Below are 22,500 nucleotides of genomic sequence, written 5' to 3'. Positions count from 1 at the left end.
GGCGGTCACACCCGTGCCCGGTGTGACACGACATCCGGAGGGCCCCATGGCCAGTACCAACCCCGCCGCCACCCACACCGTCCAGGGCCGACGCGGGCTGCCCGCCTGGCAGGCCGTGATCTGCGCCGCCGTCATCGCCGCGGTCGCCAACGTGATCGTCCTGATCATCGGTGACGCCGCAGGAGCCTCGCTGGTCCTGGAGCTCAACGGCAAGCCGGACGAGATCGGCGCGGCCGACGTGATCATCGTGTCCGTGCTCGCGCCGGCGGTGGGCGTCACCGCCGCCGTCCTGCTGGCGCGGTGGAGGCCGGGCTTCCTGAGGGTGGCCCAGATCCTGGCCGCCGCCGTGGCGGTGGTCAGCCTCGTCGGTCCGCTGACGCTGGAGACCGACGGCGGCACCGCGACCACGATCGCCGTGATGCACCTGCTCGTCGGCGGCATCGCGATCGCCGCGCTCGAGGCGATCCGCCGCTCGCGGGGGTGAGTCGGCACAGCCGAAGGTGACGGCCCTTCCGGACCCGGTCCGGAAGGGCCGTCGTCGTACGGGAGGGGACCCGGGACACCGCCCGCGGGGCGAGGACGTCACCCACCCCCTCCGGAAGACCCCGGGACGGTCCCGGCCGAGCACGCATCGCGAACCGCGAGAAGAGGACGGTTGACCCGCATGGTGAAGCAGGACGAGTGGGACGCCATCGTCGTCGGCAGCGGCATGGGCGGCCTGGTGTGCGCCGCCTATCTGGCCGCCGCCGGACGCCGCGTGCTCGTGCTCGAACAGCACGACGTGGCGGGCGGCAACAGCCACGTCTTCCGCCGCCGCCGGGCCTACGAGTTCGACGTCGGCGTCCACTATCTGGGCGACTGCGGCCCGGACGGGGTGCTGCCCGCGATCTTCTCCGGACTCGGTCTCGCCGGCCGCATCACCTACCGGGAGATGGACCGGGACGGCTTCGACCGGATCACTCTGCCGGGCCTCACCCTGGACGTCCCGGTGGGATGGGAGCGGTACACGGAGCGGCTCACGCGGGCGTTCCCGGAGCACGCGGAGGGCATCGCCAGGTTCACCGGCATCTGCGCCGACATCGCGGCGGAGGCCCGCTTCCTGATGCTGTCGGCCGGCGACCTGACCGGCACCGAGCTCCTGGCCCGTACCTCGGTCACGGTCCGCTGGGGACGCCGTACGCTCGCCGAGCTCTTCGGCCACTGCGGGCTCCCGGCCCGCGTCCGGACCGTACTGGCCGCCCAGTCGCCCAACTACGGCATGGGACCGCACGAGGCTGTCGTCTCCCGGCACGCCGCCGTCACGGATCACTACCTCCGGGGCGCCTACTACCCGGAGGGCGGGGGCCAGGTACTGCCGGCAGCGCTGGTCGAGGCGCTGGAGGCGCACGGCGGCGAACTGCGGACCAGGTGCCGGGTGGAGCGCATCCTCGTCGACGGCGGCCGGGTCACCGGCGTGGGGACGACGGACGGCGAACTCCTCAAGGCCCCGCTGGTGGTGTCGAACGCGGACTACACGCGGACCGTCCTCGAACTCGTCGGCGAGGAACACCTCGGCCGCCGCACGGCGGACAAGACCCGGCAGGCGCGGATGGCGCTGCCGTTCGCCACGCTCTACCTCGCCCTCGACCGGGAACTGCCCGACCGCCCGAACGCCAATCTGTGGTGGTTCCGGGACGACGACATCGAGACCGCCTACCGGCGGCTGGCCGAGGAGCGCGTCGACCCGGTGCCCTTCCTCTTCGTCTCCTTCGCCTCCCTGAAGGACCCGGGCGCCCGCAACGTCTGCCCGCCGGGCCACAGCAACCTCCAGGTGATGACGCTGTGCCCGCCCGGGTACGCGTACTGGGGCGCGAGCACCGGCCCGGCGGCCGGCGAGCGCTACCGGCGCAACCACGACTACCAGCAGCGCAAGGCCCAGCTCACCGAGTCCATCCTGAGCGCGGCGGAGACCGCGCTGGGCCCGCTGCGCGACCACATCGTGCACCTGGAGACGGCGACGCCCCTCACCCACGAGCGGTACACCCTCGCGTCCGGGGGAACCCCCTACGGGCTGGCCCGGTGGGGCACCGCGGGCAGCCGCCCCGACACCCGCAGCACGATCGATGGGCTGCACGTGGTGGGCGCCAGCACCCGGTACGGCAGCGGCATCGCCGGCGCCGCCGTCAGCGGCATGGCCTGCGCCGCGCAGATCCTGGAGCGCCGGCTACTCCCCGAGGTCCACCGGGGCGCGGTCCTCGGCGACCCGGACCTGCTCCCGGGGCGCACCGCGGACTGGGACCCGCTGGCCGTCTCCCGCGGCGCCCGGCGGCGCGACGCCCGCGGACTGGCCCGGATCGGCTGACCCACCGGCCTCCGGCGGCGCCGGAGCCGCCGCCGGAGGCCGGGCGGACACCGCCGGTTCCGACCTGGCGCCGTGCGCTCCGCGCTGCGTGAGAGGGGCTATTTAGAGGCCTGGGACGTCGTGACCTGCTGCGTTGTCTGAGACCCAAGGGGCCTCCGGAGTCGTTGCAGTACAGCAGCGAAGTACGGCAATCGCCGTGACCGCAGCTGGCCGTCGACGGCCGCCTGACCAGCCCAACAGACCCCCAATGACCCCCAAGCCGAGAGTTCGGGACGAAGCGGTCGTACTGCAACCCGCCGCGGACCCACGGTCGCGTTCCGTTAGGGTGCGCCGCATGACCAGCGATGTCCCGGCCTGTCCTGAGTGCGGCCGGCCCATGCAGTCCGGTGGCCTCGTGCTCTCCGAGAGGAAGGACGATGGCCTGCGGACCTGCCGATCGCTGTGGAGGTGTACCGGTCGGCACGTCTGGTGGAGCTGGGCCGATCGGCCGGACGAGCCCTTGGAGATCTGTCCTGTGCCGGAGCTGTGCCGCTGACATCCAACACTGACATCAACGACCATGGACAACCACAGCATTGGGCGGCCGCGGATGACTCTCGTGCGCGCAGCTGGGCCCAGCCAAGCCCGCGGTAGGCCGAACGTCTAAAGCGGTGATTACTCGCCCGCCCGCCGTACGCCAGTGCAGGCCACCAGTGCGCCGCCGTCTTCGGCGAGGAAGAGCATGAAGACCCATGCCCCATCGGCAGCTGTGACCTGCCCAAGGCGCACCGGCTGGGCATACCGGCCGAGGAGCTGCACCGCTCGTTCCAGTCCCAGACTCTCGATGCCCTTCCGCCGGGTGTGCCGAAGTCGGCGCGCGTAGGTCCGGGCATGCGACTCGGCGGGAGAAGTCCCGTCCCACACAACGTAGGCAGCGCCGCTGAGGAGAGCAGCCAGGTAGCCACGGATGCCTCGTCGTCACCGGTGAGCAGTCGTGGTCGTAGCCACGGTCGGCAAGAAGAGCGTCCGGTCTCCGGCGTGGTCGGCCGACGGCACCGGCGACGGCGGGATCTTGTCGAGCAGGGGCAGTAGTTGTCCCACACCCCGGCCGCGTTCCAGGCGGCCAGGCGCCGCCAGCAGGTCATGCCCGAGCCGAAGCCCAACTCCTGCGGCAGGTACTCCCATTGGACGCCGGTGTGCGATACGAACAGGATCCCGCAGAGGGCCTGCTGGTCCGGCACCCGTGTCCGGCCCTCCACCGGCTTCGGCCCCGGCTCCGGCAGCAACGGCTCGACCAGCGACCACAGTTCATCCGACACGATCCACGGCCGCGACTGTCTCTTCCCCACGACCAGACCAAACGACCCAACAGTCACATGATCAACTGCTTTTGTTAGTGCCAGTTGGAGCCCCCGAGGCTCTCGGCAACCCGACCCTCCTCCTCACGGGCACCGAGGCCGACTCCTCGACTCCCGCCCGCCCTGTGGAGGAAGCCCATGCACAGCCTGCTCACCAGCCCGTTCTAGGGGCAGGGGAGAGCTCACGCAGCGGGGCCCCAGGCCCTCATCAGCTGCTCCGGCCCGTACGTAGCCGCCAGCCCGTCCACCGTGACCCCGGAGCGGGACACGGCGACCAGCGGAGTGTCCTCGTCGGCGCCGGGTACGGCCAGGGCGTCCCGGGCCAGCGCGGCCAGGGCGCGGTGGTCGAAGGAGCCGCGTTCGTGCCATTTGATCGAGCCGACGAATCCGATCTCGCGTGCCGGTGACCGGTCCGCCCCCACCAGGTCCACCTCGGGATTGTTCGTACGAGGCCACCAGCCGCCCACTTCCCGCACCTGCGGCCACGCGTCGTCGGGGAGCAGCCGGGCCAGCGACTCTCTCACGACGGGTTCGATCGCCCGCCCGCGCCAGGAGGTCCATCCGCGTTCGACCGCCTCGACCACGATCCGGCTGCGCCCGCGCTCGATCTCCGGGATCCCCTGTTCCAGGAAGGCGAGCCAGAAACGGAGGTAGGGATCGGCGACGCGGTAGCGGCGGTCGCGGTCTCCCGGGCGGGTGGAGAGAGGCGTGTCGACGGCGATGAGTCGTTTGTCCGCGAGGGTGCGCAGGGCGGGGTTCAGCGAGCCGGGCGGGAGTGGTCGTTCGGCCGCCCCGGCTTTCGCGGCGATCGTTCCGAAGGTCCGCTCACCGCTTCCGATCACGGAGAGCACGTGCCTGGCCTGGAGGGCGGTGGGGAACTCGGCGGCCAGCATTCGCTCGCCCGAGACGAGGAGGGGGGAGGTGGGGTCGTCGAGGGCGCGGGTAAGGAAGTCGACGCGGCTCTCTCCTTCCTGCCACTCCTGGCAGATGAGCGGCAGGCCGCCGGTGATCAGATGGGCGTCGAAGGCGTCCGCGGCAGGGAGCCCGGTCATTGCCATGACCTCGGAGGGGGAGAGTGGCGACAGCACCATCTCGACGCCTCGCTGGTGAAAGGGGCGGCCGTACGCCGAGAGCTGCTCCATCATCGCCAGGTCACTGCCGATGAGGATGAGCAACACGGGTTTCCGGCTCAGTACCCGGTCCCACACGGTCTGCAGTGTGCCTTCCAGTACCGGGTCACCTTCGAGCATCCAGGGCAGTTCGTCGAGTACGACGATGCTGGGGGCGTCGTCCGGGAGCACCGCGGCGAGCTGACGAAGGGCGGTGTCCCATTCGGCGACGGTCGTGACGCCGGCAAGGAGGGTGGTGTCGGGCAGTGAGGAGTGCCGGACCTCGGCGAGGAAGCGGGCCCGTTCCCGGTGGGCGTCCTCGCCCCGGGTGGCTTGGTGGACGACGTACGGCACCTGGGCGCGCTCACAGAAGAGGTCCACGAGCCGCGACTTCCCGACCCGACGCCGACCGCGGAGCAGCAGGGCCCGGCCGCGCTGGTCGCCCCGGCCGTCGCGCACCCAGGCGAGGTGGCGCTCCAGGGCGGCCAGCTCGGACTTGCGGCCTACGAAACCCGCCATGGGTCACCTTTCGAGTTTGCTCATGCTGAACATACTCAAGTGAACCATAGTATGGGAAATCCGAGTAGCTGATTAATTGCGTTGAGTAACAGGGGATGGCGGATGGGCAACGAGTATGCGCCAAGGCTCGTGTGGAGTCCTCCCGCCTCGCCGTGCACGCAATGTGCACTGCCTCTGGTCGCGTGGAGCGTCCACGCAGCTCGGAGGTCGATTCGCCATCACGCCAACCATCCCCGGCGTACAGCCCGACTCGTCTGCCAACGTGGCCCTGACCAGGGAAGACTTCTTGGCCAGGGCCACAATGAGTCCGGTGGGAGTTCGTGCCTGTACCTGCGGTTCACCCAGGAGTTCCCGCGCGATTGCGCACGGGTTGTGCACGCAGACCCGGGATCAGGGCGTGTCACCGGGGTCGTCGTTTCGCTGGCGGCGAGCCTCGCAGCGGCGCCTGCCCTGCCCTGCCCTGCCCTGGCCTGGCCTGGAAGCCGGTGCCCTGGTGGCCAGACAGCTTCCTGTGGTGCTGATGCTCCCGGTCGAGTCGTTGTGCACGGAGTTGCAGATCGGGGCGGGTCGATCGAGGGAACTGGTCGCGATCGTGCGTGTCAGTGCGGTCGATGCCAGGCCTTGATCTCCAGCAGTCTCGTGCCCTGGCCGAACCCGGAGCGGGGTCGGCCCCTTGGGCAGCCCGTCGCGCCCTGTCCCAAACGCCTCGCGGAGTGTCGCGGCGAGCCTCTCGGGCGAGCTTGGCTGAAGCCTCGGGAGGGCGCCCGGAATGGACAAGTCCATATCTGATAACCCCCATTATCGAGGCCTTGCAATTATCGGCCACGACATGGCCGTATCGTTCTCTGCGGGCCGGACGAAAGGCCTCTGTGAGGAGCACGAGGGGCGCGTTCGGCCCGGAGCTCGTGGACCGAAACAGCTGACGCAACGATAGACAGAGGGGTGGGTATACGCGCTGTGGTGACCGAACTGCCGGATTTCACGTTGCGCTCCTGGGCCTCCCCAAAGGCACCCCTGCTGGTCTCGATGTCCGAGATCGCCGCCTTCGCGCGGGTGAAGCGCCCAGTGGTTTCCACCTGGCGTCGACGCTACCCGGACTTCCCCGCTGCCGTGTCCGAGAACGCGGGCAGGCCGCAGTTCGACGGCGCGCAGGTGGCCGAGTGGCTGATCGCATCCGGTCTGGGCAACGCCGACGCGACCGAACTCCGTTCCGAGCTGGCCCTGTTCGGCATCGTGGCGTTGCGGGCCCGGTTCACCCCGTGGCAGCTGGTCGAGACACTCGGCAGCCTGCTGTGTCTGCGCCGGCTCGACGGCCGACCGCTGGTCGACGGCTCGGATGCGTCCCTGACTGATGCCGAAGCGGACAGGTCTCTGTGGTCCGCGGTGCTGCGCCGAGCCGAACGGATCGACGTGGAGGACGAGTTCGTCCTGCGGGAGCTGCGCTCCGTTGACGCCGCCGCGGCCCCGCTCGCCCGCCTCGCCGAGGACCTGGTCGAGGCCGCCTACGACGAACGCGGCGCGTACGAGTGGCTGCTCGCCTCCCGCTCCCGGCTGGGCCTGGACTCCCTCGCCGCCGACGCGGTCGCCCCCGAGCTGCGGAGCCTGCTCACCCAGCTCACCGACCTACGTGTCCGCTTGGAGCGCGGCGAGTCCGTCACCCTCGCCGACCCACATGCACGCGCCGGCGACCTGCTCGCCGCACTCCTCGGCGAGGCGGAGGACCAGGAGCGCGTCACCGTTCTCGCCGCCGACCCCGACGAGCGGCTGGCCCGCATCACGCGCCGCCGACTCCTGCTCGCGGGCGTCAGCGAACTCGATCTGGACGTGCGGACAGGCCCCGACCTGGAAGAACGCCTCGCGGACCCGGACCTCGTCGTCACCCAGCTCCCCTACCGCCCCGGCGAGGATCGCTCAATCCTCGCAGCCTTGGCGGGCGTCGAGAGCGTCGCCGACCTCCTCCGCCCCGGCTGCACTGCCCTCGTCCTGGGACCGGCCGACGCACTCGTGGACGAACTCAAGGGCACGGAGGAGTCCCAGCTCCGCTCGGCCCTCCTGCGCAGCAACGTGGTGGAGTCCGTCATTGCGCTCCCCGGCGGAGTCCTGCCCTTCCGTCCCGGCTACCGGCCCGCGCTCTGGACGCTCACCCGCGAACCCGTCCCGGCCGCGGAGGGCAAGGTCTTACTCGCCGACATCAGCTTCGAGCCCCTCACGGAAGCCGTGCGCATGCGGCTCGCGGAGGACGTCCTCCTCTGGCGCGCCGAGGGCTTCCGGGCACTTGACGGCCACGACCCCCGCTACGGCCGCTCGGTCCCCGTCGCCGACCTGGACCGAGCCTTCGGCGGCCCGCTCACTCCGCCTGCGCCGCCCGCCTCCGCGATCTGGTCCAGCAAGGTCACCGAGCGCCCCGCCCTGATCGCCGAGGCCGAGGCACGCCTGGAGCGCGCGACGACGGACGCCCGAACCTACGGGGACCAGCACGGTCCGTACCGAGGCGGCGTACTGCGCCGGGTCGGCCGCCTGCCCCGGCGGACCACCCTCGGCAAGCTGATCTCCGAGCGCAGGGTGACCCGGCTCCCCGGCCACCGTGTCGACGAGCGGCACATCACCGAGGACGGCCACCACGTCGTCCTCGGTCCCGAGGAGATCACCGGCAGCCGGGCCGTCGAAACGCGGCGCATCGACCGGCTGTTACTGGCCACTGCGTACGAGCGGGTGGCGCTCACCGAGCCCGGCGACGTCGTCTACACTCTCGCGCCGCACCTCGGCCTGTACGTCGACCACGACGGCTTCGCCGTGGTCGCCTTCCCGGCCCGGATCCTCCGCGTCAACCCCGACGCCGAACGTCGGCTGACCTCGCGTGTCCTGGCGGCCCTGCTCGGCGCCGCCCGGGGCACCGGCCGCAGCCCGAGCGCGGTACGCCCCGCCCGCCGTATCGAGGACTATCAACTCCCCGACCTCGACCCGGACGAGGTCGCGCGCTTCGACGCCCTGCTGGCCGAGACCGAACGCCGGGAGCGCCTGCTGAGAGCCCAGGCCGACGCCCTCGCCGAGGCCCGCCGCCTGACGGTGGCCGGCCTGGCGGACGGCACGCTCACCCTCGACGACACCCGTACGCAGCACGCCGACTGACATTCACTGACACCAGGAAGAAGGAACGATGCCTCCCCGCAAGCGAGCCGCCGCCGGACAGGGTGAACTGCCCGGTGTCTCCAGCACCAAGGAGATCCAGGACATCCTGTGGAAGGCAGCGGACAAGCTCCGCGGCTCCATGGACGCCGCCCAGTACAAGGAGTTCGTGCTTGGCTTGGTCTTCCTGAAGTACGTCTCCGACGCGTTCGCCGAGCGCCGCGAGGAATTGGCCGCCGACCCGGAGCTGGCCCAGATCCCGGAACACCGGCGTGCGGCGTTCCTTGAGGAGAAGGACGAGTACACCGAGAAGAACGTCTTCTGGGTACCCGCGACGGCTCGCTGGGACTACATCTCCGAGAACGCCTCCAGCGCGGAGGGGGGCGTCGGCAAGCTCCTCGATGAGGCCATGGACGAGGTGATGAAGGCCAACAAGACCCTCACTGGTGTCCTCCCGAAGATCTTCAACCGCGACAACGTCGACCAGAAGCGCCTGAAGGAACTTGTCGACCTCATCAGCGACGCCCGCTTCACCGGTCACGGCGACCGACCGGCCCAGGACGTTCTCGGTGAGACCTACGAGTACTTCCTGGAGAAGTTCGCCCGGGCCGAGGGCAAGCGCGCCGGCGAGTTCTACACTCCAGCGAGCGTGGTCCGCCTGATCGTCGAGGTCTTGGAGCCGTACGAGGGTCGGGTGTACGACCCGGCCTGCGGCTCGGGCGGCATGTTCGTGCAGAGTGGCAAGTTCGTCGCGAAGCGGCGCGGCAGGGACCACACGCACGACATCGCGGTGTACGGCCAGGAGGCCAACGAGCGCACGTGGCGCTTGGCGAAGATGAACCTCGCCATTCATGGCATGGACCCGAAGGGCGTCGGTGAGCGCTGGGCGGATACCTTCGCCGACGACAAACTGCCGGATCTCAAGGCCGACTTCGTGATGGCCAACCCGCCGTTCAACATGTCGGACTGGGCGAGGAAGTCGGACGACCGGCGGTGGCGGTACGGCGCCCCGCCGCAGTCGAACGCCAACTACGCGTGGCTCCAGCACATCGTCTCGAAGCTGGGAGACCGGGGCAGCGCGGGCGTGGTCCTGTCCAACGGCTCGATGTCGTCAAAGCAGTCGGGAGAAGGGGAGATCCGCGCGGCCATGGTCGAGGCGGACCTCGTCTCCTGCATGATCGCGCTGCCGGGGAACCTGTTCCGTACGACGGCGATCCCGGCGTGCCTGTGGTTCCTGACGAAGGACAAGTCCCCGCAGGGTGTCAAGGCGCTCAACGACCGTCGAAACCGGGTGCTGTTCATCGAGGCGCGGGCGATGGGGACGATGATCGACCGCACGGAGCGCATTCTCACGGAAGTAGACCTGGAGAAGATCTCCGACACCTACCACGCGTGGCGCGGCACCAAGTCGGCGAGGGACAAGGGTCTTTCGTACGAGGACGTTCCCGGCTACTGCTACAGCGCGACACTCGAGGAGATCGAGAAGAATGATTACGCGCTGACACCTGGGCGATATGTGGGTGCGACGGAGGTCGAGGACGACCCGGACGCGGAGCCGTTGGGAGAGAGGATCGCGCGGCTGACGAAGCGGCTCTTCGAGCAGTTGGACGAGTCGGCGCGGCTCGACGTGGTGGTGCGGGAGCAGCTGGAGAAAATCGATGACTGAGTGGACGACGATTCAGCTGCGTGACGCTTGCGACTCCGTCGACTACGGGTTGACCGCGAGCGCATCGTCACAGGATACGGGCACACGCTTTCTCCGAATCACGGACATTGTAGGGCACTCGCTTTCCTGGAATGATGTCCCCTTCGTCGTCGTGACCGAGGAACAGACGGATAAGTACGTTGTCTCACCTGGAGACATCGTGATTGCCCGGACAGGGGCGACCACCGGTGTGAGCAGGTGGCTGGGCAGTGTTCCGGACAGTGCCGTTTTCGCCTCGTACCTGGTCCGGCTGAAGATTTCAGACAGGTACGATTCGCGCTTCATCGGTTATGCACTCAAGGGCAATCAGTACTGGGATTATGTGCGCGGCGTGCTCGGTGACAAATCGGCACAGCCCAATGCCAGCGCGACCACGCTTGCCGCCGCTCCGCTTCGTGTGCCTGACGACCTCGCCGAGCAGCGGAGGATCGCGAGCGTGCTCGGGGCACTGGACGACAAGATCGCGGCCGACGAACACCTCCTGGACACGGTTGATGATCTCGGGAAGGCGCTCTTTGAGCGGTGCTTCGCCGAGGCTTTCCAGTACGTGATCGACGGCGTGAGTCTGCCGGCGGGATGGAAGGCCGCGGACCTGGGTGCGGCGACGACGACGGTGGAGACAGGCAGCCGCCCCAGGGGAGGCGTGGCCAAGTACGCGTCGGGTGTGCCGAGCATTGGGGCCGAAAGTATCGTTCGCCTGGCGCGGTTCGACTTCGGAAAAGTCAAATACGTACCGGAAGAGTTTTTCGCCGGCATGAAGCGGGGTGTTCTGCAGGATCGCGACATTCTGGTCTATAAGGATGGCGGGAAGCCAGGCGATTTCAAGCCGCATGTCTCCATGTTCGGCAATGGTTTCCCGTTCACCACGATGTGCATCAATGAGCACGTCTATCGGGTTCGTATGAATCCTGAGTTGGGGCAGGAGTTCGGATACTATTGGCTCTCCTCGGCTGCCATTATGGGAGAAATGCGTCGGCGTGGTACGGGGGCCGCCATCCCTGGTATCAACTCGACTGCGGTCAAGGGAATCCCTGTGGTGGAGCCGCCGGTCGACCGTCTCTCGGAGTTCAGGAGCACGGCGGAACCACTCGTGGACCGGGCGCTGCAGGCAGCCGTGGAATCGCGCACCCTGGCCACCCTCCGCGACACCCTCCTCCCCCAACTGATGTCCGGCAAGCTCCGCGTCCGTGACGCCGAGCGGATCGTGGAGGATGCCGTATGACCAGCGGCAGTGACCGTAACCACGAGCACGCCACCCCCCACACCCCCGCCCACCTCGACGGCAAGATGACCGAGTCCACATGGGAACACCTCGCCATGGACGAACTCGGCCAGCTCGCCTGGGAGATCAAGGCCGGCAAAGACCTCGCCCCCGGCACCGGTCACCGCCGTGACTGGGACGACCTGATCCTGCACGACGAACTCCGGGCAGCCATCGCGAAGTTGAACCCGGAGTTGTCCGCCACCGCCGTCCACGAAGCCCTCCGTATCGCCACCGACCCCGCTTCCCGCGAGGCGTATCCTGAGAACAGGCAGGCGCACGAGTACATGACCGCCGGTATCCGGCTGACGTACACCGACGAGTTCGGCGCCGAGCAGACCCCGACCGTCCGCCTCGTCGACTTCACGGACGCCGACGCGAACAGCTACCTCGCCGTCAACCAGGTCACCGTTAGGGACACCGACGGCAGTCACCGCCGTTTCGACGTCGTCCTCTACGTCAACGGCCTGCCCCTCGCCGTCGTCGAGCTGAAGAGCGCCGCCGCCGGGACCGCGACGCTCAAGACCGCGCATGCCCAACTTCAGACGTACGTCTCGGAGTTCCCTATCGCGTTCCGCTACAACGTGCTCTGCCTGGTCTCGGACGGCATAACCGCCAAGTACGGCACGGTCTTCACCCCATACGAGCACTTCGCGCCCTGGAATGTGGACCACGAGGGCCAGCGCGTGGACACCAACGCGCCCGACTACGACGGCCTGGAGGCGGTGAACCTCGCCCTGCACGGCCTGTTCACGCAGGACCGGTTCCTCTCCCTCACCCGGAACTTCGTCAACTTCACCCCGCCCAAGCCGGGCGAGCCCCTCTCCGGCAAGCGGATCGCGAAGCCGCACCAGTACTTCGCGGTCAACAAGGCGATGGAGGCGGTTGTCGAGGCCTCCCAGACCAACGGGCAGGCCGGCGTCGTCTGGCACACCCAAGGTGCGGGCAAGTCCGAGGAGATGGTGGAGACTTCGGCGCTCGTCTCCCGTCACCCGGCGCTCAACAACCCCACGATCGTCGTCATCACCGACCGCAACGACCTCGACGACCAGCTCTACGACACCTTCCTGGACAGCGAGACCCTGCTCGGGCAGAAGGCGCACCAGATCGACACCCGCGCAGAGCTGCGGACCGAGCTGAAGCGGCGCAACGTCGGCGGGATCGTCTTCACCACCCTCCAGAAGTTCGGCCTGAGCAAGGAGGAGAAGGACGCGGGCAAGGCGCACCCCCTCCTCTCCGAGCGCCGCAACATCCTGGTGATCGTCGACGAGGCTCACCGCTCCCACTACGACAGCCTTGACGGCTACGCTCGCCACCTGCGCGACGCGCTCCCGTACGCCACACTGCTGGCCTTCACCGGTACGCCGATCTCGAAGGCCGAGGCCGACACCCGTGCGGTCTTCGGCCAATACATCGACATCTACGACTTGAAGCGGGCCGTGGACGACGGGGCCACAGTCAGGGTCTTCCACGAGCCGCGCGTCATTGACGTGTCGCTCCCGCCCGACGTCGACCCGAACAAGATCGACGAGGAGGCCAACACCCTCACCGAGGGCATGGACGATGCCGAGCGCCGCCGCGCCATCCAGTATGCGGCGACCATGAACACGGTCTACGGCGCCCCCGACCGGATAGCCACCCTCGCCGACGACCTGATCGCGCACTGGGAAGTGCGCCGCGAACTCGTCAAGCCCGACATCGGCGGCCCCGGCAAGGCGATGGTCGTGTGCGCCACGCGCGAGATCTGCGTACGGCTCTTCGACGCGCTGGCCGAGCGGCGGCCGGGCTGGGTCAGCGACGAGGTCGACAAGGGCGTCATGAAGATCGTCTTCCACGGCGACCGCTCCGACCCCGAGCACCTGCGCAAGCACGCCCTGCGCAAGTCTCAGCAGAAGACGATCCAAGGCCGTGCCAGGAAGCCCGATGACAAGCTCGAGCTGCTCATCGTCCACTCGATGTTGCTCACTGGCTACGACGCGCCGCCCATCCACACCCTCTACATGGACCGTCCCATGCAGGGCGCCAACCTGATGCAGGCTCTCGCCCGCGTCAACCGCCGCTTCCGGGGCAAGCAGGACGGTCTCCTCGTCGGCTACGCGCCCCTCACCGACAACCTCGCCAAGGCCCTGCGCGAGTACTCCGACCAGGACCGCAAGGACCAGACCCTCGGCGCGGACATCGAACGGGCCATCACCGAGGTCAAGAACGAACTGTCCACCATTAAGGGGCTGCTGGCGGGCTGTCGTTGGAAGGAGTGGCTCGCCGACACCGGCCGGTCCGAGTCGCGCAAGCGGGCGCTGCGCCTGACCTCCAACTTCCTGCGTGACCCGAAGACCCCGGGCAACGAGGTGGAACCCGCTGCCAAGCCGCTGTCCCTCCGCTTCAAGGACAGCGCTGCCCGGCTCGACCGGTTCTACCGCGTCTGCGCGATGAGCCGCGAGATCGCCGAGCGTTGCGAGGACCTGGCGGACTGGCGCCGCGACATCGCGTTCTTCAGCGAGGTGCGGGCCTGGATGGTCAAGCTCGACGCCGCCGAACGCGAGGCGAGTGGGCAGCCGTTGAGCGCCGAGGTGCAGCGCTACCTCCAGGCCCTGGCGGCCTCGGTCGTCGACGCCGATGAGATCACCGATCTGTACGCGGAGGCGGGGATCGGCCGGCTGGACATCACCCGCCTCAACGAGGCCCAGCTGCGCAAGCTGGAGAACTCCGAGACCCCGCACCTGGTCGCGGAGGCTCTGCGGCGCATGATCGAGCAGAAGATGCGCGAGGTGACGAAGCACAACGTCGTCCGGAACGAGAGCTTCTCCGAGCGCCTCAGTGATCTGATGAAGCGTTATATGCTCCACCAGCTCACCAGCGCCCAGGTCATCGCCGAACTCGCCGCGCTGGCACGGGAGGTGTCCGAGGAAGCCCGTCGCGGTGAGCGCTTCGACCCACCGCTCAATCACGCGGAGCTGGCCTTCTACGACGCGGTCGCCCACCGCGACATGGCCGAACTGATGGAGGGCGGCCAGGACACGCTCGCCGACATCGCCCGAGCGCTCGTGAAGGACATCCGGAACAACCTCTCCGTCGACTGGCTTTCTCGCGAGCCCGTCCGCGCCAAGCTGCGCACCCGAATCCGCCGCGTTCTGGCGATGTTCGACTACCCGCCGGAGGAGGAACGAGAGGCGATCGACCTGGTCCTCAAGCAGATGGAGATCGTGGCCGCGCTGTGGGCGCCCGGGGCGAAGTAGCGCCGGACCACGAGACCGAGTCGACCGGGGAACGCTGAACCCTGCTGCCCGCCGTACCGGAATCTGCTGCCCACCCGCCGGCCACCTTGACCAGCTTCCCGATGACACCGGCTTTTGCCCGCGGTCGGTCGAGCACGGCCGGCTCGGTCGAAGGCGCTCGCGCAGCATCCGCGGGCGCCTCGAAGTCACCGGTGTCCACTGCCGCCTGACCAGCCATCACCTCTGAGTATGTGGGCCTGCAGAGAGCATCTCGGTCGCGGCGCGCTCGACGTCCGCCTCCGACACAAGGACCAACTGAGCTGCTTTCCCCAGCGGGACGAAGCTGTCCACGCTCGCGACCCGTCCGACCGCCCCGGTGAATCCGGCGTCGACCAGGGCGGTCACGACTCCCTCTGACACACCTCCCGTACGGCGGGTCTCGTCGACCACGAGGACGCGTCCCGTCGCGCGGGCTTCCCGCAGCAGGTCGTCGAGCGGGAGGGGGGCCAGCCAGCGCAGGTCGACGACCCGGCCGGCGATGCCCTGTTGATCCAGTCGGCGTGCGGCTCGCAGGGAGATGGGGAGGCCGTTGCCGAAGGTTACGAGGGTCAGGTCTGTGCCTGTGCCGTAGGTGCGGGCTCGGCCGATCGGTACGTGGTCTGCGGGGGGTGGGTAAGCCGCCAGCCAGGCGTTGTCGCCCTCCTCGTGGAGGTCTCGCGTGTGGTAGAGCGCGATCGGCTCCAGGAAGGCGCTGACGGTGCCGTCCACCTTCGCGGTCGCCACGCACGTGCGGAGCATCGCCGCCGCGTCGTCGGGGCGGGAGGGGGAGGCGATGACCAGGCCGGGGATGTCGCGCAGGGCGCCGAGCGCGTTGTCGTTGTGGAAGTGGCCGCCGAAGCCGCGCTGGTAGCCGTAGCCGGCGATGCGGACCACGAGGGGGTTGCGGTACTGGCCCTGGGAGAAGAACTGGAGCGTGGCGGCCTCGCCTCGCAGTTGGTCTGCGGCGTTGTGCAGGTAGGCGAGGTATTGGATTTCGGGAACCGGCAGTAGTCCGGACAGGCCCGCCCCCAGCGCGAGGCCGAGGATGGACTGCTCGTCGAGCAGGGTGTCGAAGACCCGCGCGGTACCGAAACGCCGCTGGAGGCCCCGCGTCAGACCGTAGACCCCACCCTTGCGGCCGACGTCCTCGCCGAAGACGACCATCTCCGGGTGGCTGCCCAGCAGGTCGGCGAGTGTGTGGGTGATGGCCTGGGCGAATGTGACGGGCTCGCCCACGGGGGCTGTGGGTGGTTCGGTTGTACGGAGTGCCGTAGCCGCCACGAGGCCGGGGCGGCGGGGTGCGATGGGGGCTGTGATCTGCGCGGCGGTGGTCAGGGGCTCGCTCTCCAGGGCCTCCTTGGCTACGGCGAACACCCGTCCGCTCACCTCGTCGTACCGGTCGAGAACCTGTTGCGGTGACAGGATGCCGGCCGCTGTGAGCAGCCGGGCCGTGGCCGGCAGTGGGTCGCGTTCCAGGTCCGCGGCGACTTCGGACGGCGTGCGGTAGGCGGCTTCGGCGTCCGAGCCCGCGTGGCCGAGGAAGCGCACCATCGACAGGTGCAGGAAGGCGGGTTGCCGGCTCTTGCGTACGTGGGTCACTGCCTCGCGCGCGGTGTCGAAGGCGGCCTGCGGATCGCAGCCGTCCGCGGCGAAGTAGGTGAGAGAAGGCCGGCTGCCGTAGGCCTGCCGCACCCAGTCGTGCGGTGTCGGGACGCTGATGCCCAGGCCGTTGTCCTCGCAGACGAACAGGATCGGCATCGGGAGGCCCTGGTAGGCCGCGTGGCAGGCGCTGTTGATGGCGCCTGCCGCCGTGGAGTGGTTGACCGAGGCGTCGCCGAAGGAGCAGCAGACGACGGCGTCGGCGGGCCAGGTGCACTCGGTTCCGAGCCGCTTGGCGCGGGCGATGCTCCATGCCACACCGACCGCTCGAGGCAGGTGGGAGGCGATGGTCGACGTCTGCGGGATGACGGCCAGTTCGTGGCGCCCGTATACCTTGTGCCGTCCACCGGCGATCGGCTCCTCGGCCCCGGCGGCCACCCCCAGCAGCATGTCCCTGACCGCGTCGACGCCGCCGGCCTGCCGGGCGCGGGCGCAGTAGAAGGCGCCGGATCGGTAGTGCAGCAGTGCTGGGTCGGTGGGGCGCAGGGCGAGGGCGAGTGCGGCGTTGCCTTCGTGCCCGCTCGATCCGATGGTGTAGTAGCCACGGCCCTGCTGCTGCATCCAGCGTGCGGCGGCGTCCGTGTGCCGGCTCTCCAACTGGGCGTCGAACAGGTCCAGTGCGGTACCGGTGTCCAGTCCGCCGGTGTCGCGCAGCGGGATCGCCGCGTCCGCAGACCGTAGACCGGCCACCGCCTCGCGGAAGTGCCGGTCCAGGTCCTCGACGGCGCTCACAGGCGGAACGACAGGTCGGGCTCGAGCGTGGCCACGTCCATCTGCGCTTTTTGCAGACGGCCGGAGTGGTCCCAGTTCATCGACTGCCAGCGGGTGAACTGGTCGAGCACCCACTGCCCCGACTGTCGACTGCCGTTGCCCGACTTGCCGTTGCCGCCGAAGGGGAGGTGGGCCTCGGCTCCGGAGGTGGTGTTGTTGACGCTGACCATGCCTGCGGAGATGCCGCGCCGGTACGTCCATACCTCGTGCGGATCGTTGGTGTAGATCGCGGCGGACAGTCCGTAGCCGTGGGCGTTGGCCAGATCGACGGCCTCGTCGAGGTCCCGGTAGGTCGTCACTCCGACGATGGGGCCGAAGGTCTCGTTGAGGAACAGGTCGTCGTCGCGGCGCACTCCGTCGACGATCACCGGGTGGTAGAACATGCCCGCCTCAGGGTCCCCGACGAAGCCCTTGCGCGGGTTGTCGGCCGTGATCCGCCCGATGCCGTCGGAGCCGTAGGTGCGGTGGTGGTCCTTGATCCAGCCGAGGAAGGTCTCGTAGCGATGCGCGAAGCGCTCGTCGAGCATCGGGCCGTAGAGGACGTCCTCGAACGCGTCGCCGATCCGGGCCGCGCGGCTCGCGGCGTCGAAGCGGGTGAGGAAGTCCTCGTGCACCGACTCGTGCACGATGAGCGTTCCGAGGGAGGTGCAGCGCTGCCCCGCGGTGCCGAACCCGGAGAACAACGCCCCCTCGACCGCCAGGTCGAGGTTGGCGCTCGGGGTGATCACCTGGGGGTTCTTGCCACCCAGCTCCAGGCACGGGGTCTGCAGGTGGCTCCCGCACAGGGCGCCGATCTTCTGGCCGACGACCGTGGAACCCGTGAAGCCGACCTTGTCGACCAGGCCGGCGTCGAGGGAGGCCTCCAGACCGGCGTATGTCTGCTCCCCGTCGGCGAGGACGAGGTTGAGTACGCCGTCGGGCAAGCCCCCTCCGTGCACGAACAGCTCGAAGAGGGCCTTGGCGCTCGCGGCGGCGTACTCGGCGGGCTTCCACACCACGGTGTTGCCGGTCACGAGCGCCGGTACGAGGTACCAGGACGGCACGGCCACCGGGAAGTTGCCGGCGGTGACCACCGCGACCGCGCCCACGGGGTTGCGGAAGGTGAACAGCTGCTTGTCCGGCATCTCCGAGGGCACCGTCTGCCCGTACAGCCGGCGCCCCTCGCCCAGGAAGAAGTCGCAGGTGTCGATGATCTCCTGGACCTCGCCGAGTGCCTCGGCCAGCGGCTTGCCGATCTCCTCGGTCACGATGCGGGCGAGCTGGTCCTTGTTCGCCTCGACGAGCCGGCCGATCTTTCCGATCGCGGACCCGCGCACCGGCGCCGGGACGTCCGCCCAGGACGGCTGAGCCGCCTTCGCGGCCCTGGCGGCCTCGACGAAGGTCGAGGCGTCCCCGAGCGAGACCTCGGTGACCACTTCGGCGGTACGACCGGGATTGGGGCGCCGAAGAGTCCCGCCGGGAGCGCCGGCGACCGGATGGCCGGCAACGATCGAGGCGACGGAACGGGCCATGTCTTTGCCCTGCCTTTCGGGTGGGTTGGGCTGGGGTGGCTGGTACGGGATCGTCCGGTACGGGTCAGTGGAGACCGGCGAGGATCCGGTCGAGGGCCCGCAGGGCGAACCCGAGCTCGTCCCGGCTGATGGACAGGGCAGGGCGGAAGCGCACCGTACGCTCACCGCACGGCAATGCGATCACCTGCTCCTCGGTTCGCAGCCTGCGCACCACGTCGTCGCGCACGGCGCCGTCAGGCAGATCGATGGCGCACATCAGTCCGCGGCCTCGCGCGTTGGCCGCCAGCGGTGTGTGCCGGACTTCGAGATCACGCAGTTCGGTCAGGAACCACGCTCCCACGGCAGCGGCATTGGCCACCAGGTCGTCCCTTTCGATGATCTCCAGGATGCGGCGGGCCCGGACCATGTCGACGAGTCCGCCGCCCCAGGTGGAGTTGATCCGCCCGGAGACCCGGAGGACGTTGTCGGGTACCTGGTCGACCCGGCGGCCGGCCATGATGCCGCCGAGCTGGACCTTCTTGGCGAAGGCGACGATATCCGGCTCGAGACCGAGTTGCTGGTAGGCCCAGGTGGTGCCGGTGATCCCCACCCCGGTCTGCACCTCGTCGAGCACGAACAGCGCGTCGTACTCGTGGCAGAGCGCCTGCATCGCCTGCAGGAACTGAGGGCGCATGTGGTTGTCGCCGCCCTCGCCCTGGATCGGCTCGGCGATGAAGCAGGCGATGTCGTGCGGGTTGTCCTCGAACGCTCGCCGCGCCTGCGCGAGGGCCTCTCGCTCGGCCTCCTCGACCTCGGCGAGGTGGCGCTCGAGGGGGAAGCGCACCGCGGGTACGTCGATGCGGGGCCAGTCGAACTTCGGGAAGCGGGCCGTCTTGTTGGGCTCGGTGTTGGTCAGCGAGAGGGTGTACCCGCTGCGGCCGTGGAACGCCTGCCGAAGGTGGAGCACCTTGGTGCCGAGCTCGGGGGAGCGGCCTGCGGCCTCGTTGCGGCGGCTCTTCCAGTCGAACGCCGTCTTGAGCGCGTTCTCGACGGCGAGCGCCCCGCCCTCGACGAAGAACAGTCTCGGCAGGTCCGGATCGCCCAGCACCCGGGCGAACGTCTCGACGAACTCGGCGTAGTGCGTGGTGTAGACGTCGGGGTTGGCGGGCTTGTTCGCCGCCACCTGCGCGAGGAGGGTCATGAACTCCGGGTCGTCCACGATGCCCCGCGCGTTGAGCCCCAGCGGGGCGGACGCGAAGAACGAGTAGAGGTCGAGGAACTTCCCACCGGTGCGCGCGTCGACGATCCACGAGCCCTGGCTGCCGAGCGGGTCGAGCACGAGCTTGAAACCGTCGGTCAGCACATGCCGGCCGAGTCTCTCGTGCACCTCGTCGGGGTGGACTGTCGACACTGCGGCAACCGTCATGGAGGCACCTACTCTCGATAGCCGTCTACCGAAGAAACTTCGTTGAACGCGAGAATCAGCGAAAATATTTTAGATATGAGGCGGTAGAGGTCGCAAGGTTTCGTGCAGCGGTAGATGCGGATGCGTCGAACGGGGGGCTGATCCGGCCGCCGTGACGGCGTCAACGGCGACGACGCGGGCGAGCAATCGGCTGCTACGCGCTCGTGCCACGACGGCCAGTCCGAGCGGAGGAGCTGCGCATTGAGCCGACGCTCGTGAGTGCGCGCTCTCAGAGGTCGACCGGCGACACGTCGTCGCCGAGCCGGGGGTGGACCCGCGTCAGCAGTCGTTCCTCCAGGACGGTCGCGTAGATGGCGGCTTGCGTGGTGGCGGGGTGGCTCGGCGGCCAGATGCCCCGGCGGAAGACGCAGCGACGGCCACGGAAGAGCACCACCGCGGTGGCGGCGACGACCACGTTGTCCGCTGCGTCGGACACGGCTTCGCCGGTGAGCGACTCGAACTCGCCGCCCCGTCGGTCGCAAAGATCCAAGACAGCCTGGTGGGCGCACCGCAGGAACACGTCCGTGTATTCCTGCGGCCCGCCCCAACCGGCGTGGTCGTCAGTCACCGCAGTTGTGCATCGCGCTGTCGGTCGCGGCCAGGACGACCTCACCGCCACCGGCGGGAAGGACGAGGTGGACGCCGTTGACCTTGAGGCCGGCATCGGCGCCGGTCGAGGGCAGCTGTTCGTTCACGATGAGCCGACCACCTCCGACGAGCGGGATCTCCGTATTCGGATCACCCGACACCGTAACCGGAACTCCCGCGATCTTCAGGGCGAGCGTGGTGCTGCCCGTGGTCCTCCCGCACTCGCTGCTGGAGACCGCGGTGAGCCCGGACACCTCGATGACCGGCACACCGGGCAGCCCGATGCGGGCCTGCGCCACCGTCGAGGTCGCCGTGACCTTGCCGGGGGTGAGCGTCGTGGTGACCTTGGGGCACAGCTTCTGCACCGATAGCAGCGGCGAGCTGTACTCGGCCGAGCACGGGGTGTCGGTTGCGGTCACGTCCGCCGTACGGACGGTCCCGGTGTCGGGCTGCGGCTCGATCTCCAGGAGCGGTACGCCGATGAGAGCGACGTGCGCCGAGAGGCCGTAGGCGCGGCCCGTCGCGTGCTGGAGCATCAGCCGTGCGGAGGTCTCGGAGGCCAGGTAGCCGGCGTCACCTGCGAAGGACGCGCGCAGCGGGACGTTGGCGGAGTCGGTCAGCGGCTGGTCCACCGACGTGACGGTGCAGGTAGCGGTCCCGGTGCCGCCCGTCGTACCGGTGCATGACTGTTGGTCCTCACCGGTGCCGAGGACGAAGCGCACACTGCGCCCCGGCAACGCATCTCCGTGGAAGTCGGTGAGCTCGGCGGCCAGCTGGGCCGGAGTGCCGTTGGCGAGGTGCGTCACGCCGGTGTAGTCGAGTTCGGTCGGTGAGGTCAGGCCCAGTTCGGCGGACGTGCTGGACGGGTTGTAGTCGTCGTCGCCGAAGGTGACGGCTACGGGCACCGCGTTCGACGTCCCCTGTGGCTGGTCGACCGAGGCGAGGGTGCAACTGGCCGTGCCCGACGCCGTGGTGGTGCCGGTGCACGTCTGCTGTGTGGCCCCGGTGCCGAGTGCGAACCGCACGGCACGGCCGTCGACCGGCGTCCCGAAGACGTTGGTGAGCTTCGCCGAGAGGCGGGCCCGGGATCCGTTCACCGCGCTGTCGGTACCGGTGTAGGTCAGGGCGGTGTCCACCTTGTGGGGCTGCTCGGGACCGGGGCAGTCGGCGGCCTGGAGGCAGGGCAGGAAGTAGTAGGCGGTGATGATCCCGAACGGCCTGCCGTCGCCCGAGCGCGGATCGTTGTGGGTGACGTACACGACGACGAGGCTGGCGTCCGTGTTGGTGCAGATCATCCGGTTGTCCGGGGCGGGGACGCGGAAGCCCTCCGTGCCGACGGTCTCCTGGATGTCGTCGTGGTCGGGCACCACACCGTGTTCCAGGATGTGCCGCCTGCCGAAGCCGTCCACGGGAGGGTTGCACTGAGGTGTCTTGCAGTCGTTCTGTCCTTCACGCAACGGGATGTCGTTGCCCGCCGTCCCCCGGAAGGTGTCGACGACGGTCCAGTCGATCATGTTCGGATTCGGATCACCGGGATCGGCGGATGCGGTGGCGGGCGCTACGAGCGCACCTAACAGCGCCGGCAACAGGGTGAGTACGGCGGATGACAGACGTCGGTGTGCCCGGCCGCGCGCCGGGGCACGCGTGAGTGTGCGCCGGGGGTCATGAAGAACCGGCACGGAATCCCCTCCTTGTGACCGGGCGGCCCCATGACGGTCCGGTGTCCCCGCGACATCCCGACCGCCACGGGGACACCACCTTGCCGACAAGTAAGGGACATGACAAATGGTTGTCGTGCGACGGCGAGTCCTGTCAGTGCGGGGTCAGCCGTTACGTGCGTTGGGTGTCCGACACGGGCAGGTTCGACCGATGTCT

General features: G+C 69.1%; 12 protein-coding genes and 1 pseudogene. 6 read left to right on the top strand and 7 right to left on the bottom strand.

Going from position 1 to position 22,500, the window contains the following annotated elements; all coding sequences use genetic code 11:
* Positions 1-46: 46 nt before the first annotated feature.
* Both OG390_RS14945 and OG390_RS14940 read left to right on the top strand, forming a co-directional pair.
* Complete coding sequence (locus OG390_RS14945; RefSeq protein WP_406168190.1) at positions 47-484, top strand: DUF6069 family protein; 438 nt, start codon at positions 47-49, stop codon at positions 482-484.
* A gap of 180 nt (positions 485-664) precedes the next feature.
* Positions 665-2,341, top strand: coding sequence for a phytoene desaturase family protein (locus OG390_RS14940; RefSeq protein ID WP_406168188.1), 1,677 nt, complete (start codon positions 665-667; stop codon positions 2,339-2,341).
* Positions 2,342-3,414: 1,073 nt separating this feature from the next.
* On the opposite strand, the pseudogene OG390_RS14935 reads toward OG390_RS14940, so the two are convergent.
* Together OG390_RS14935 and OG390_RS14930 are read right to left on the bottom strand one after the other, a co-directional pair.
* Positions 3,415-3,642, bottom strand: a pseudogene (locus tag OG390_RS14935) (transposase); the annotation flags it as partial.
* 218 nt (positions 3,643-3,860) lie between these two features.
* Positions 3,861-5,306: an ATP-binding protein gene (locus tag OG390_RS14930; protein ID WP_406168186.1), complete on the bottom strand. Its 1,446-nt coding sequence runs from the start codon at positions 5,304-5,306 to the stop codon at positions 3,861-3,863.
* A 960-nt stretch (positions 5,307-6,266) separates the two neighbouring features.
* Between OG390_RS14930 and OG390_RS14925 the strand changes: the two genes are divergently transcribed.
* From OG390_RS14925 to OG390_RS14910, 4 genes are read left to right on the top strand one after another with little or no spacing between them, the layout of a single operon-like run.
* Positions 6,267-8,435, top strand: a complete 2,169-nt coding sequence (locus OG390_RS14925; RefSeq protein ID WP_406168184.1) for a hypothetical protein — start codon at positions 6,267-6,269, stop codon at positions 8,433-8,435.
* A 28-nt stretch (positions 8,436-8,463) separates the two neighbouring features.
* Entirely contained in the window at positions 8,464-10,098 is a 1,635-nt protein-coding gene (locus tag OG390_RS14920) for an N-6 DNA methylase (RefSeq protein WP_406168182.1), read from the top strand.
* Positions 10,091-11,359 carry a restriction endonuclease subunit S gene (locus OG390_RS14915; RefSeq protein WP_406168180.1) on the top strand — a complete coding sequence of 423 codons (1,269 nt, stop codon included), beginning with the start codon at positions 10,091-10,093 and terminating at the stop codon, positions 11,357-11,359. Before OG390_RS14920 ends, OG390_RS14915 begins: the two co-directional genes overlap by 8 nt.
* Entirely contained in the window at positions 11,356-14,634 is a 3,279-nt protein-coding gene (locus OG390_RS14910) for a type I restriction endonuclease subunit R (protein ID WP_406168179.1), read from the top strand. The genes OG390_RS14915 and OG390_RS14910 overlap by 4 nt, the downstream gene beginning before the upstream one ends.
* 216 nt (positions 14,635-14,850) lie before the next feature.
* Here OG390_RS14910 and OG390_RS14905 read toward each other — a convergent pair whose 3' ends face one another.
* The 5 genes from OG390_RS14905 to OG390_RS14885 all read right to left on the bottom strand — a co-directional run bounded on the left by OG390_RS14905 (position 14,851) and on the right by OG390_RS14885 (position 22,139).
* A complete protein-coding gene (locus OG390_RS14905) occupies positions 14,851-17,043 on the bottom strand; it encodes a thiamine pyrophosphate-dependent enzyme (protein ID WP_406168177.1) in 2,193 nt (730 codons plus the stop codon).
* The gene (locus OG390_RS14900; protein ID WP_406168175.1) at positions 17,040-18,593 is read right to left on the bottom strand and encodes an aldehyde dehydrogenase family protein; all 1,554 of its coding nucleotides are present in this window, start codon (positions 18,591-18,593) and stop codon (positions 17,040-17,042) included. The genes OG390_RS14905 and OG390_RS14900 overlap by 4 nt, the downstream gene beginning before the upstream one ends.
* A gap of 64 nt (positions 18,594-18,657) precedes the next feature.
* Positions 18,658-19,998 (bottom strand): L-lysine 6-transaminase, encoded by a 1,341-nt coding sequence (gene lat, locus OG390_RS14895; protein ID WP_406168173.1) that lies wholly within the window; start codon positions 19,996-19,998, stop codon positions 18,658-18,660.
* 268 nt (positions 19,999-20,266) lie between these two features.
* The gene (locus OG390_RS14890; RefSeq protein WP_406168172.1) at positions 20,267-20,605 is read right to left on the bottom strand and encodes a hypothetical protein; all 339 of its coding nucleotides are present in this window, start codon (positions 20,603-20,605) and stop codon (positions 20,267-20,269) included.
* The gene (locus OG390_RS14885; protein WP_406168170.1) at positions 20,598-22,139 is read right to left on the bottom strand and encodes a choice-of-anchor P family protein; all 1,542 of its coding nucleotides are present in this window, start codon (positions 22,137-22,139) and stop codon (positions 20,598-20,600) included. Before OG390_RS14885 ends, OG390_RS14890 begins: the two co-directional genes overlap by 8 nt.
* Positions 22,140-22,500 lie beyond the last annotated feature (361 nt).

The organism is Streptomyces sp. NBC_00996, from assembly GCF_045162675.1.
GTDB lineage: Bacteria > Actinomycetota > Actinomycetes > Streptomycetales > Streptomycetaceae > Streptomyces.
This window is presented reverse-complemented; position numbering and strand designations above follow the sequence as displayed.